Annotated in this window: 11 protein-coding genes; 3 read left to right on the top strand and 8 right to left on the bottom strand. The window is 47.1% G+C overall.

Features of this window, described 5'->3' with window-relative positions:
* Positions 1–59 precede the first annotated feature (59 nt).
* The 7 genes from H3H32_RS32445 to H3H32_RS32415 form a co-directional block, all read right to left on the bottom strand.
* The gene (locus H3H32_RS32445; protein WP_240543563.1) at positions 60–884 is read right to left on the bottom strand and encodes a hypothetical protein; all 825 of its coding nucleotides are present in this window, start codon (positions 882–884) and stop codon (positions 60–62) included.
* Between the two features lie 69 nt (positions 885–953).
* A complete protein-coding gene (locus tag H3H32_RS32440; RefSeq protein ID WP_182459869.1) occupies positions 954–1388 on the bottom strand; it encodes a nucleoside deaminase in 435 nt (144 codons plus the stop codon).
* 105 nt (positions 1389–1493) lie between these two features.
* Positions 1494–2174 carry an NUDIX hydrolase gene (locus tag H3H32_RS32435; RefSeq protein ID WP_182459868.1) on the bottom strand — a complete coding sequence of 227 codons (681 nt, stop codon included), beginning with the start codon at positions 2172–2174 and terminating at the stop codon, positions 1494–1496.
* 117 nt (positions 2175–2291) lie between these two features.
* Positions 2292–2951, bottom strand: a complete 660-nt coding sequence (locus H3H32_RS32430; protein ID WP_182459867.1) for a hypothetical protein — start codon at positions 2949–2951, stop codon at positions 2292–2294.
* A gap of 171 nt (positions 2952–3122) precedes the next feature.
* Positions 3123–5324: a S9 family peptidase gene (locus H3H32_RS32425; RefSeq protein ID WP_182459866.1), complete on the bottom strand. Its 2202-nt coding sequence runs from the start codon at positions 5322–5324 to the stop codon at positions 3123–3125.
* A complete protein-coding gene (locus tag H3H32_RS32420) occupies positions 5321–5848 on the bottom strand; it encodes a DinB family protein (protein ID WP_182459865.1) in 528 nt (175 codons plus the stop codon). The genes H3H32_RS32425 and H3H32_RS32420 overlap by 4 nt, the downstream gene beginning before the upstream one ends.
* Positions 5849–5973: 125 nt before the next feature.
* Entirely contained in the window at positions 5974–8109 is a 2136-nt protein-coding gene (locus tag H3H32_RS32415; RefSeq protein ID WP_182459864.1) for a S46 family peptidase, read from the bottom strand.
* A 509-nt stretch (positions 8110–8618) separates the two neighbouring features.
* Between H3H32_RS32415 and H3H32_RS32410 the strand changes: the two genes are divergently transcribed.
* Positions 8619–9446: a hypothetical protein gene (locus tag H3H32_RS32410; protein ID WP_240543562.1), complete on the top strand. Its 828-nt coding sequence runs from the start codon at positions 8619–8621 to the stop codon at positions 9444–9446.
* A gap of 93 nt (positions 9447–9539) precedes the next feature.
* Here H3H32_RS32410 and H3H32_RS32405 read toward each other — a convergent pair whose 3' ends face one another.
* The gene (locus H3H32_RS32405) at positions 9540–10880 is read right to left on the bottom strand and encodes an NAD(P)/FAD-dependent oxidoreductase (RefSeq protein WP_182459863.1); all 1341 of its coding nucleotides are present in this window, start codon (positions 10878–10880) and stop codon (positions 9540–9542) included.
* 222 nt (positions 10881–11102) lie between these two features.
* Here H3H32_RS32405 and H3H32_RS32400 point away from each other — a divergent pair, with 222 nt between their 5' ends.
* Positions 11103–13523 carry a TonB-dependent receptor gene (locus H3H32_RS32400; RefSeq protein WP_182459862.1) on the top strand — a complete coding sequence of 807 codons (2421 nt, stop codon included), beginning with the start codon at positions 11103–11105 and terminating at the stop codon, positions 13521–13523.
* A complete protein-coding gene (locus H3H32_RS32395) occupies positions 13523–14473 on the top strand; it encodes a DUF4249 domain-containing protein (RefSeq protein ID WP_182459861.1) in 951 nt (316 codons plus the stop codon). Before H3H32_RS32400 ends, H3H32_RS32395 begins: the two co-directional genes overlap by 1 nt.
* Positions 14474–14564: the final 91 nt, after the last annotated feature.

Below are 14564 nucleotides of genomic sequence, written 5' to 3'. Positions count from 1 at the left end.
TTGAGAAAGGCATCACTGCCGGGTTTAGCCCCAAAAATACAGTAAAAGCCCCCAAAAGCCTAACGACCAATTTGCCGGCGATAACTCCGCTGACCGGGCGTGATAATAACGAAGATCAAACGACCTGATACGACGAAATACCCATCATTTTTACCCGTATTTCCCCGCTGTTCACCCGGTTGATTGAGCGTTGTTCCTAATTCAGCCCGCCTATCTGATAAGGCCGCAGCTAAGGGTTGCATACCACTACGATCCGGATAAACCGAACTGACGTCGTCCAGATAATCGCTTAAAACATGCGTGTAAGTACCCTCCAGATTAAATCTAAAGCGTTCATTAGCCAACAAAGGCACGCCAAATCCATACCGAATAATACCCGTCAACTGACTATACTTAACCCCCTCCGTCTGAAGTACGGACAAACCGTAGGATTGCCCCAGATAAACCGCCTTAGGGCGCATGTACGTCATACCAACACCCGCTATAGCATAAGGAATGGTGGCGCGGTATGGATCATTAATTGGCCAGAAATCCACTTGCACGCCTGCCCAAACATCGGGATTTAGGCTTCTGAACGACAGATTGTTGTAATAATTTCGGGTATATTTTTGATCGGCGTAGATGTAGTAAAATTGGGCCTCAGCTCTATATGACAGCTGTTGTGAAACCCGATAGGTTGCAGCCAGATTAAAAGCTACTCCTACCTGTAAATGGCTTATGTTCCCAAGTTCGCTTAAATCACCGGTATAGCGTGTAGTGCCTAAACCACTATTGAGCAACCAGGTTCCGGGCTTTTCACGCCAGATTTCTGATCGTTGAGCTTGTACGTCAAAAGCAAGAGAATAGCCTATTGCAAGCGCAATAAAAAGCACAGAAAATCGCACAAGTTCAGTTAGTTACGGTGATGCCTTATGTGACGTATCAAGCCTGCATAGGTAACATAAGGCATCCACTTATAACTCGCCGATATCCTCGTTCCAGAGTGTTGGTTTTTCGGCAATGAACTGATTCATCATGTCAACGCATTCGGGCAAATCGAGGTCAATCACTTCTACCCCATGCTGCTCCATGAATTCCCGTGCTCCTGGAAACGTCCGTGATTCTCCGACAATTACTTTCGGGATTTTAAACTGAACAATGGTACCCGCGCACATATAGCATGGCATCAGGGTGGAGTAAATAACGGTATCCCGAAACGAGCCAACACGGCCCGCATTATTCAGGCAGTCCATTTCGCCATGCAGAATTGGGTTGTCTTCCTGAACGCGCTTGTTGTGGCCAGAAGCTACTAGCTTACCATTTTTAATGAGTGTTGATCCAATAGGGATGCCGCCTTCGCTCAAGCTTTTTCGGGCCTGGTTAATGGCCTCCTGCATAAATTCGTCCATAATATTTTGGTTTATGGTATTTAGTTTACGGTATTCGGTTAAAGTTAGCAGGTCTCAAAAACGCGTCAGCCACCGTAAACCAAATACCATAAACCGTAAACCTGATTATAACAACTTCATTGTCTCATAGTCCTTAACATGCTGCAAATACAGGAAGTTAAGCAACAATCCATTCACATTAGTGATGAGTTTGTGCGATTCAGGGATGGTAGCCACTACACTCGTAATACGTTCATGCTCGGCTTCGCTACCCATATTTTTTAGGTGAAAAGCCATAATCTCGTCGCGACTCATTTCTTTCTCGATATAGAAAAAATGCATGCCTTCATCGCTGGTGCCGGTGCTGGGATACCAAACACGGGGGTTGAGTTTCGTCAATTCATCCGCCGTAACGGTCAGCCCGATTTCCTCGCCGATCTCACGCGCTGCCACATCGCCCGGATCATCACTGGCATCGACCATACCGGCCGGGTGTTCGAAGGTTTGAGAGCCATCGGCAATACGTCGTTGCTTCACCAATACTACAAATTTCTCGCGCGTATCTTTATCAATCAGGCAGACCAGCATGGATGCGGCATGGCCTTTCAGAAATAACGCGGGCGGAATTTTATCCCCTTCGGGCGTATCGGCATCCACTTCGAGCATGGCAAATAGCACTTCGCCATTATGCCTGCGCCGAATATAGGCGTCCTTGATAGCATTAATTTTCATACCGTTCGCTTCCATCTGGCTTTTCCAGTAGCGAAACTTATGGGCTTCTTCGAGCGATTCCTGTTGCTTACTCATGTTTGCAAATCACGTAAAAAAAAGTCTTCATATCGGCTTAAAAACCCATATGAAGACAAAATGATCGAATTATCGATGGAATGTATGTCCTGGTTACCTGTATAGGGCAAATCAGGTTTAGTTTAATTTCAGTCTGAATGTGCCATTCGTAATAACGATCTGGTCCACTTTCTCCTGCTTTTTATAGCCGTTTCCTTCGGGATCGATATCCGAATCGTAACCCGACGCTTTGGTAATAGCTTTATCCTGCACTTTATTCATTAGGCGTCCCATACCGCCAAAAACGGTGGCAGACGCTTTTTCTTTCCAGTAGCTACCTTCTAGGGTACTCGCAAAGGTGGCTTCCAGAAAACCATCTGAACCCATTTTAACCTGTATGGTCTCGTCGGCATTCTTTGATTTCCCGACGTGGTACTCCATACGAGGCTCTCTGGTTTCTTCGACGTATTTGATCACGGCAATACCTTTGTATTTGCCCATATCCTCATATTTCTTCTTGTTCTCCTTGGTGTCCGGTTTATCGGCATCGACAACCAGATAAGTACCTGGCTCAAGCACATCATTTTTATCAAAGCGACCTAACCAGATCCGGAGCGATTTGTCGGGCTTTACGGTATTGGCAGTTATCCACCAGAAGGTGCCAATCTTAATCCGACGCGGCTGCGTTGTAAACTCTTTTCCGTCGATCTGCGCTTTCAGCGTATTATCATTTGCGATTTGCGCGAAGCTGGCGGTTGTCAAAAAAAGCAAGCAAAAAAACAGGTAGCGACTAGTCATGGTTTGAGCAGGTTAATGATCGCCATAAACTTATTGAAATAAAGAATTGAGCCTCATTCTCCTTTAGTTTACGGTTCATTTAAAAAGTAGCGCGGGAGGAAACCCGCGCCTGGAGTTCTAATGTGAGACTCATCAGGCGCGGGTTTCCTCCCGCGCTACTTAACACTACATCTATTTCACCAACTGCGAACCGGGACCGATATATCGTTCGAAGAATTCATAAATGCGTAGTATCCGGTCAATTCGCTGACGAACATTACCCGTCCGGCTCAATTCATGTGTAGCACCCGGCATCCGTACATATTCAACGGGGCGACCCAATATTTTGAGGCTCTTATACATCATTTCGCTCTGAATAGGCCCCGTTCGAAGATCATTTTCGCCGTGCTTGATCAACAAGGGAGTTTTGATATTCTGCACGAACGTGTATGGGGAATTAGTCTCCAACACCTTGGCATCCGCCGACCAGGGGTAAGCGAAGTAGTTCGGAATGAGACGCCAGGCATTGCCTTCGCCCAGAAACGTGGTTAGGTCATATACACCCCGTTGCGCAAAAGCAGCCTTAAATCGGTTATCGTGGCCAACAATCCAGGCGGTGAGGTAACCTGCATACGAACCGCCCGTAATCACCTGCCGACTCGTATCAACCCAGGCCTCCTTAGCGGCATCGCTTTCGGCGGCTAGTACATCCTCAGCTGGACCAGTACCCCAATCTTTAATATTGGCTCGCTGGAAATTGATGCCATAGCCTCCCGACCCACGTGGGTTTGCATACACAATGCCATAGCCTTGTGCACACATGTACTGGAACTCGTGCCACATCGACTGCTCACCGGGACCCCACATAGCCGTTGGGCCACCGTGCATATTGAGCAATAGCGGGTATTTTTTATTGGCCTCGAAAACGGTAGGTTTCATGATCCAGTAATCCACCGTTTGGCCGAGCGAATTTTTATAGGTGCGCTTTTGTGGGAAACTTAGCTGCCGTTGCGCCACCCAATCGTTATGATTACTTAGTTTCGTTTGCGCTTTAGCCGTTTCGTCCGTCACATACAATTCCGATGGGTTCGCGACTTCAGTTCTGGCCAGAACAACCCGATTGCCTACGATATCAAATCCTGTAACACCCGTTTCAAAATCGGTTAGTTGGGTTACCTGACGAGTGGCCGGGTCAAGCCTATATAAGGGCGCACCGCCGTTCGAGGAAGCTGTAAAGTAGATAACCTCGCTCGTAGCGGCTTTTTTACCCTTTGCGGAGCCAGAGATAGTCGTCCAAACCAGATTTCCAGCGGCCCGATCGAAGGTGACAAGTTGAATACCCGACGCTGTTGCTCCGTTGAGTGCGGCTAAACCGATCTGCGAAAAATTAACTCCTTCGGACGGGCTAACCAGAAATGCCAATTGCTTACCATCGGCTGAGATTTCTGGTGCGCCATAGCTTTTGCCTTCTTCGCCCAAGACCAGCGTTTTTTTACCAGAACCATCTGCTGCAATAAAGAAGATAGCATTGTCCTGTTCCCGATCCGGATGCTTGAGTGAATCACGATCTGATACCGCTAACAAACCCTGTCCGTTAGGTAACCAGTTAGCCGCAACGTAAGAAGCATAACCCCGCGTTAATGGTTTGGGAGTTGCGCCTTCAACCACATCAATTACGTATAAATGCGAGAACGTAATATCTGGCTCGGTCGTGGCTTCACCCTGAAAATTGAGTCGGGTGATTACTTTGGCCTTTTTATCCTCAACATCTTTGTTCAGGTAAGCGCGAATTTCGGCCAGTGAACCATCTGGATTAGCCTTTACCTTCTTATCGACCTTAATAAAGTTGTTGTTAGTAAAACCCGGTTTTTCCAGCGACCACGACGGCCCGCCTTTTGCTGGATTTAGCAACGAATCGGTCAGCATCTGCGCCATAGTGACGCCACCCGTAAACGCAATTCGTTTCCCATCAGGGGACCAAATCGGGTTAGAAGCACCATAGGTACTGTTCGTCAACTGCCAGGCTTCGCCCCCATCCAGCGACATGATGAAGATCTGACTCTTTGCTTTTACTGTCCGGGCAAATGCGATCCACTTTCCATCCGGCGACCAGGTAGCCTGCCGGGCCGATTCGGGGCCGCGAGTCAAGGCTTTGGTATCACCGGGCTTCAGTCCTGTTAGGTAAATATGCGTTTTGTAGTCGTATTCTTCTTTCTGATCCGGGTTAGGCTCAATAGTTGTCAGCGTGTAAACGGCCCGTTGCCCATCGGGAGCCAATTCAATACCGCCAACCAGTTTAATTCGTGTGAGATCAGTAGCCGTTATTTTTGATTTTGTCTGGGCGCACACAACCTGCGCCGTCATGGCGATAAAGAGGAAAGTTTGTTTGATCATAGTTTGTTTAGAAGTGGTAAATAGCGTTCTCGGATAATATTGGCATGATGGCGGGCATGACCCACAATCACAAAGCCAAGGGCCAGTACCGAAATGGTCTGGTGGAAACAAATGCCGCTGCGTAACAGCATTTCATTGTCAAAGCTTTTGTAGAGTGCAATGGTCGACTGCCTGACGTCAGCATATTCGGCGTATAAATCGGGAATGGTTCGGCGCGTAGCGTAGGCATTTTTGGCAAACAGCTCCTCATCATAACCCGGCAAACTAGTCTGATCATTTCGAGCAAATCGCAAAGCCCGGTACGACATAATCCGCTCGGTATCAATCACGTGCTGCAAAATATCTTTTACCATCCATTTTTCGGGCGCATAGCGTAGATCGCCAAGTGCTTCGAGTTTGTAGACTGGCATCAGCGTTTCAAATGATGCATATTGGGTGAGGGCATCCATGATGAATACATTATCGGCGATATTGATATACCGGTCGAAAAACTGAGGCATCACTGGAATTTCAGATTTAGTCATTGGCTTGGGTGGGTGTATTGGTTGGTAATTAATTGGTTTATAGTATTCGGTTTATGGTGGCTGGTGCATGTATAGCTAGCTGACGCGTCAGCCACCATAAACCGAATACTATAAACTGAAAACCTTTATTTCTTCACCGAAACGGGCTTAGCGGGTGGCCCAACCAGTTCGTTTATCAGGCGATCAGCTTTGTAAATATATCGCATAGCAGCAATGATGCCACCTGTATGGACCGAAATCGTTCGGTTTAAGTCGGGCACGAAGATAAACTCACCAGGCAGGCTCTCCATATTACCGTCGAAAGCTAGCCCTACAGCCTCTCGATTCTTGTTGATCATTGGACTGCCGGAGTTACCGCCAATAATGTCGTTTGTAGAAATAAAGCACATGGGCTGCTTCAGTAATTCCATCGGTGGGTTTTTCCAGCGAGCCGGTAAATCCCAGGGCGCTTTATTGGCGAACGAATAATTACGATCATATAACCCAGCAAACGTGGTCAGAATGGGTGCTTTTGTACCGTTGTAGTTATATGATTGCACAACACCATCATTAATTCGGAGCGAAAATGTGGCATCGGGTGGCACTGCTGTACCATACACATCATAGAGCATACGCCCCAACTGGCCTCGTAAAACCTCCTGTCGCTGTGTAAGTTGGCGGGCTTGCCGAGCCGCAGCCAGATAACGCGGAAAGCCTATTTGAGCCAACTTCAGCATGGGATCATTTGACGAACTGGCCGCATTGGGCCGCGTAGATAATTCTTTTAGAAAAGCCGGATCGGTTAGCTTCGTATTTTTGATAAGATAAGCTGCCGCTTCTTTCGGGCTTCGTCTTTTGCCGTCAGGCCCGGTTAGTGCTGCTTTTACATAAGGGTCGTCGTTACCGAGAGCGGCCTGCGCTTCCGTAAGGTGAGCTACCAGATAAGCCTCCTCCAATCCCATATCGGTTACCTCTGGCGAAACCATCAACGAACGAGCTCGCTCGGCGTCCTGTGGTCGTGAAGCTAACAATTCACTAAACTGCGTGGCCACGTTGGCAAACGTCATCAGTTCACCCATTGTCCGCTCGCTGGGGGCGAGGTAATTCGCGTCTTTAAAAATAGCCCGTAGCTGGGCGGTGCTGGCTGCAATTTCATCCCAGGTACTCAATTGGCTGGCAGGAAGATTCTTGGCTTTGGCAGCCGCCTTGAATTGATTTTCAAAAACGGCTTTACGCGCCATCAAACTGGCGTCCCGCAGCCCCTCCAATTGTCCACCGTACGCTTTCAGACTATTTTCGTAGCTAAAGATTTCGTTCAGGATACTGTCGTTTTTAGCGGTTGCATTATAGGCTTGCAACGCAGCAGATCGATTTTTGAGCAACTGAATCGTCGCAGGAGTCTGTAAATCACGATCAAACTCAAGTTCCGCCACGGTCTTAAGGCGTTCCGTGTGGCCAGGATTGCCAATCACGAAAATGGGTTCTCCATCCCGAACGCCATTCGGATTAAACTTAAAAAAATGGGTCGTTTGTAGCGGTTTCCCGTTATCATATACGCGGAAGAACGAGCAATCAAGCGCATAGCGAGGATAGGTAAAATTGTCGTAATCTCCTCCGAAAAAGCCAAGCTGCAACTCAGGCATAAACACTAGCCGCACATCGGTATACCGTTTGAAGCCATAAATGGAATAGCGCCCACCGTTATAAAACGTAATGGTTTGTAATTCCAGCCCTTTCCAGCCTTCCTTCTGTCCATATTCCTGTTTCACGGCGGTAAATGCCTCCTCACGCGCCTGTAGTTGCGCCTGTTCTGATTGAGATGCCGCACCCGTCATAGCTTCCTGGATACGCTTCGTAATGTCTTCGATCTTAACCAACTGATCGACGAACAGCCCGTTTACTTTTCGCTCTTCAGCTGCTGTTTTGGCAAAAAAGCCTGTAGCGTTCAGATCTTCACCTTTACGAGTCACGCCCGTTCCCGATTCGCGAGCACAGTGATGATTGGTCATCACCAGACCATTCGCCGACACAAACGAAGCGGAGCAGTAATCGGCAAACCGGAGCGAAGCCAGACGGGTTTCATCAAACCATTTTTCGTCGGCAGTGAAGTTATACGTTTTCTGAAAATAGGCCGACGGTGGATTGTCGAACGTCCACATCTTACCCAGGTCGAGTGGGCCGCCTTTAGTGGTATCGGATGTGGTTTGGGCTGGCGATGAACCAGCCAGAACTGTCAGGCAAGCACTCGCCAGCAGGGCAGTGCGAAGGTTGATACAGCGCATGGTGTAATCAGGAAAGTGATACTAATGGAACGCGAATTTGGGCCAAACGTTTCAGACCGACGCATGATCTAAAATTTTAACCGAAGCTTAATTACCCTGGTTAATCCTTTGAGTGTTCCATTTATCTAACCTATGAATTCCATAAAAACAGGTTAATAGTTATGAAAACTTCAAGATTGCTCGGATTCTTAATCGCAGTAATGATGATAACATCTGTTTCTAGCTGCACCTCAACTTACTATAGCAGACCCAATTACGGCCGTCATTATGGATACCGTCGTCCTGCTGGCCCACCACCCCGCCCCCCACGCCCTTACAATGGTAACTACGGGTACGGTCGTCCTGGCTGGTAAGTAGATCGATTTATCCCCCAATGAATACACCAACTAGGTATATACATTGGGGGATATCTGTATACAGTTGGTGCGGAACTCAAATAGGCAAAATACGCTTTATGTATCATTTGTTTCCTGCTTACCATTTCACCACCGTCACTTGCTGTGTATTGTATGAACCGTAAATCTTTACTCCTTACGAGTCTATTATACTGTTTTTTATATCCTGTTTTAGCTCAACAGTCGTTTCCTGAGAATTCAATCAAGCTGGGTAAACAGCGCGGTAGTTTGTATTTCACCTGGGGCTATAATCGTGATTGGTACACCAAAAGCACGATCCACTTTCGCAATACTACCACAGATAATTACGACTTTACGTTCATTGATGCCAAAGCCCACGATCGGCCTGATATGGAGAGTTTTTACAAACTCAACGCGCTGACGATCCCGCAATATGACATGAATCTGGGTTATTTTTTCAACGATAAACGGGATTTAGGCATCGAGATCAGTTGGGACCACCTTAAGTATATCGTTACCGACAACCAGGTCATTCACGTAAAGGGGCAGATTAGAGGCCATCAGATTGACAAAGACACCCTTGTAACGCCCGATTTCGTGCATTTGCAACACACCAACGGCAACAATTACCTGATGCTCAATCTGGTGAAACGACAAAAACTCTGGCATTCCAAAGCCTTCCAATTAAGCGCCATCGGTAAAGTGGGTACTGGTCCGCTGATTTCATACACGATTTCCAGTGTATTAGGCAACAATGATGATGGCTACTTCCACTATCATGGCATGGTAGCCGCCCTGAGCGGAGGCTTTAAACTTGATATCTTCAAGTACTTTTTCATACAAACCGACCTGCAGGGCGCCTGGGTAGATTACACGAATACCAAGCTTGGGGCCGACCATCAGGGGCTTGCCACACACCACTTCTATTCGTTACAGTACAAATATCTGTTCGGCTTCAATTATCCGCTGAGTAAGCTGTAAATAGGTTGTACCCATGTGCTTCAGCCCGTGTATGTATTGACTAGAAACAATACATACACGGGCTGAAGCACATGGGTACATTATAAACTGCCTTTAAGCCTGCTCGTTCTGTTCTACCATTTCCTGTCCTACTTTATCGTCTTTTCGCACGAACGGGCGAATGATAATGCGTGTGCCGCGCTCGTAGGTAAAGAGTCGGTATACCCAGTTGCTAAACACGATTAGCTTACTCCTGAAACCGACCAGGTACCAGATGTGCACGAACAGCCAGGCCATCCAGGCAATAAAACCACCCAAATGAATCTTACCGGGCAAATCAGCAACGGCACGGCTTCGTCCCACAATCGCCAACGAACCTTTATCGAAATATTCGAAGGGAGTCGTGGGCTCATTTTTTAAGATTTTCTGTAGGTTCTTGGCTAAGTGTTTGCCTTGCTGAATGGCTGGTTGAGCCACGCCAGGATGCCCTTTGGGATAATCGTCCAGCTTCATAAAGGCAATGTCGCCAATGGCAAATACATCGGTCAGGCCCTGTACCCGATTAATTGGATCGACCAGAATGCGTCCCTTCTCTGTCGACTCAGCTGGAATGCCATCAATGAGTGCTCCCGTTACACCGGCTCCCCATACCAATGTTTGGGTTTTGATCTGTTCGCCCCCTTTGAACGTTACCGTCTCGCCATCATAGGACTCGACCATTGTATTGAGCTTCACGATAACTCCAAGGTCTTCGAGGTATTGCTGTGCTTTCTTTCCGGCCTCATCCGACATGGGCGGCAATACTTTGCCCAGCCCTTCAACCACATAAATACTCATCTGGCTGAAATCCAGTCCTGGATAATCGCTTGGCAAAACATGCTTTCGCATCTCAGCCAACGAACCAGCCATTTCGACACCCGTAGGACCGGCCCCGGCAATCACGAACGTGAGTAAACTCTCACGTTCGGCGAAATCGGTAGTAACGCTGGCCTGTTCGAAGCATTGCAAAAACTGGCTTCGCACATTGAGCGCTTCGGGAATTGTTTTCAGCGGGAAAGCATATTTCTTTATCTGTTCATTACCGAAATAGTTCGATTTCGAACCGCTGGCAATGACCAAAAAATCGTAATGCAAATCACCAATCAGCGTGGTGACGGTTTTTGTGGCAGGGTCAATTTTATTGACGCGAACCATCCGATAATGAAAATCATCGAAACCGTCGAACATTTTACGAAACGGCTCGGCAATGGCATCTGGCTCCAGACCAGCCGTAGCGACCTGATATAATAATGGCCAGAAACCGTTGTAGTTTTGTTTATCGAACAGCACGACTTGTACATCTGTCTTGCGCAAGGCTTTAGCCAGATTCATTCCTCCGAAACCACCTCCGATAATGATTACACGAGGTTTTCCGGTATCGGGTATATTGAGCGAAAGTTTATCGAATTGAAGCATATCTATTCAGGCCTTAAGCATAATGCACTGCACTCGATATAGTACCTTATAATCAGTCGTTTTGTTTTGATATGGCTCAGAAACTGAGCAATGAATACGCTGCTTGTTCGTTTCCTGATATAATTCTTTTCGTATAAACTATTGACTTAAAAAGATGACCGTTTATTAGGGTGGCGTCTTTATATATATTCCCAACCCAGAATAGTACGACCATCCCCCTTTATGCAGAAATATGTTTACTGGAGTGCTCTATTTTTCTTCTTATTAATCAGGCCATTAATTGCCCAAACAATATCAGGAAAATTTACTATAAGTGGTTATGTGCGCGAAACAGGAAGCCAGGAAGCACTGATTGGTGTAAATGTCTATCTACCCGGCACTACCATTGGGACAACTACCAACACATACGGTTTTTACTCGTTAACCCTACCCGCTCGGGATAGTGTTCGACTCGCCTACTCCTTTGTTGGCTACGAAACAGTAGGGTATTCGCTTAGTCTGCGGGCCAATCAGACACAGAATGTCTCACTAACACCCGGTCGGGCCTTGTCGGAGGTGGAAGTAAAAGCTGAGACATCGGGCGAGAAAGTGAGCGAAAGTGTCCGGATGAGTACCATTGATATTCCGGTAGCGCAGATCAAAAAAATACCTGCTTTTCTGGGCGAAAAAGATGTATTGAAGGTTTTGCAACTAATGCCTGGGGTTCAAAAAGGCTCAGAAGGCCAAACGGGTATTTACGTTCGAGGGGGCGGACCAGATCAGAATCTTATTATTCTGGATGACGCTGTCGTGTATAACGCCAGCCATTTATTTGGCTTCTTTTCGGTGTTCAATGGCGATGCCATTAAAAGCGTTGAGTTAATAAAAGGAGGTTTTCCAGCCCGATATGGTGGTCGTCTCTCATCGGTTATTGATCTGAATATGAAAGATGGAAACCGAGAGAAACTTCACGGCGAAGGAGGCATTGGGCTGATTGCGTCTCGGTTAACCCTCGAAGGCCCACTCACTAAAAATAAAAAGGGGTCATTTCTGGTATCAGGTCGACGAACGTATCTTGATATTATAGCGGCTCCGCTTATTAATGCCCAGACCAAAGGCCAAACCCAAGCGGGCTATTATTTCTACGATCTGAATGCCAAAGCCAACTATGATTTCAGCCCAACGAATAAGATTTATCTAAGCGGCTACTTTGGGCGGGATAAATTTTATGCCCACGACAACACGCAAAACAATGATACTGGGTTAGGCTGGGGCAATGCAACCGCCACCTTACGCTGGAACCACCTTTTCAACCAGAAACTGTTCGCCAATCTGTCATTAATTTTTAGCAACTATAAATTCCAGATTTCGGCGGTAGAGAAAAGCACATTATCTACAGACACCTATTCGCTTCTGTATAATTCCGGCATTCGGGATTTTACGCTGAAATACGATGTTGACTACTACCCAACTCCGCAGCACTCCGTAAAAGTGGGTTTGCAGAATACCTATCATCGGTTTACGCCAAGTGCCATCGTATTGCAAAATGCAGGCATAAGCCAGGCGGTTGACAATGTCAATACTATTGATGTCCTCGAATCAGGGATTTACGCCGAAGATACCTGGCGCCCCTCCAATCGACTACGCCTGAACGCTGGTCTGCGTCTGAGCTACTTTCATCAGGCCGACGTAAACTATTTTAAACCTGAACCTCGACTCTCGGCAGCCTATACGCTCAAACCCGACCTATCCCTTAAGGCATCTTATGCCATTATGAACCAATATGTGCATCTGCTATCCAATACAGGCATCGGTCTCCCTACCGATTTGTGGGTACCGAGTACCGACCGGGTTAAACCACAACAATCGCAGCAGGTTGCGATAGGAATTGCCAAAGACTTTACGACCGGGGGGGCGTTCGCCAAAGGGCTGGCTCTAACTGTTGAAGGATACTATAAGTCGATGAACAACATCATTAATTATAAAGAGGGAGCTAGTTTTCTATTGTTAAACGATCCCTCTTCGGCTAATAACGTACGCTGGGAAGACAATGTAACCGCAGGCCGAGGCTGGTCGTATGGGGCCGAAGTTCTCTTACAAAAGAAGATAGGCCAGTTCTCTGGCTGGGCGGGTTATACACTCTCCTGGACCCAATGGCAATTTGCAGAACTCAATGGTGGGCAACCCTACTACCCTCGTTACGATCGGCGACACGACGTTTCGCTCGTGGGCGTTTACGAACTGAACAAGAAAATCACGCTGTCGGCTGTTTGGGTTTACGGCACGGGTAATGCGCTAACGGTTCCTGTTGGTCGTTTTGATACCTATCGAGCAGGGAATACACTGGTGTATGGCGGCTCGCCTGGTATTGTACAAACGTATTTCAATAACCCACGCACCGCCGATGATTATGGCACCCAGAAAAACAGCTTCTGTGCCGAACCCTATCATCGTTTTGATGTCGGGGTTCAGTTTCATAAGCAGAAGAAACACCACGAGCGAACCTGGGAATTCAGCGTTTATAACCTCTACGATCGGCGAAACCCGTTTTTCTATCGGCTTGAATCCGTAGAAGCAACGGCTACCCAGCCCGCCCGAACAGCTTTGTTTCGGTACTCTGTTTTTCCCGTTGTACCAGCGGTTAGCTATAACTTTAAGTTCTGATGCAACTCGTACAAAAAACTCATCTGCGCTTCGCCCTACTTGTTTTTGTGGCTAAGCTTATGTTGCTTACTGGCTGCACTGGTTTACGGAATGAAGTTGATCCAGGTCAATTAGGAGCAGAATCAGCGAAGCTGGTAGTCAGTGGTTTTTTATGCCCACAGGATACGCTGCTGGCAATTAGAGTAAGCCGCTCGAATACCGTAGTGGGCGATAGTATCAGCTTGCTACAACCCGGTATTATTGTTCCGAATGCCACCGTTACGCTTTCAGAAGGTGATCGCTCGGTTGTATTACCTTATTATAAGGTCCGTCCTTCAGCTGATTCTGCCTATAGTATAAGCGCTAAGCTATTACCAATTATAGCAGGGCGGACGTATAAACTTATGGTCGTAACGGCGAATGGCCAGAAAGCCACAAGCACCTGTACCATTCCGGAAGCTGTTGCTCCGTCGGTTGTTAAATTTGATTCATTGATCGAGCAATCGCGTACACAACCCAAGCGGTATTATATCCGCGTGCTCTGGAAAGATCCTGTCGGACAAACAAATGCCTATCAGGTTGCCGGTATTTTCCGATACACAACAGCGACCAACATTCGCGAGAGCAAATACACTAGTCTTTCGTTCGACGATGACAACCGGGGCTTATTTACGGATGTAGGAATAGACGGTGATACGATCTATTCTGGAAGAGCTTTCCTAACACCTAGCTCTTCTTCCATAATTAATCAGCAGGCAACCTTTTACAATCAATATAATACCGCTTCAGTCACGGTTAATCTCTTGAGTGTCGATCAGTCCTATTACCGTTACCAGGAAGCTGTGATTCGTCAGCGACGTTCACGTGGTAATCCGTTTGCCGAGCCAGTAATTATTCCAAGCAACATCGAGGGTGGCCTAGGGTGTTTTGCCGGTTACAACAACGCCACCTTAATACGTAGGTTCAAATGATGAACCCAGAGATTACGCAAAAAGGGTAAAATTGGTATGACAAGGCGAACCCTGTCATACCAATTTTACCCTTTTTATCTAGTAGGCTAAC

Origin of the sequence: Spirosoma foliorum (assembly GCF_014117325.1) — a bacterium.
In the GTDB taxonomy this organism is placed as follows: domain Bacteria; phylum Bacteroidota; class Bacteroidia; order Cytophagales; family Spirosomataceae; genus Spirosoma; species Spirosoma foliorum.
This window is presented reverse-complemented; position numbering and strand designations above follow the sequence as displayed.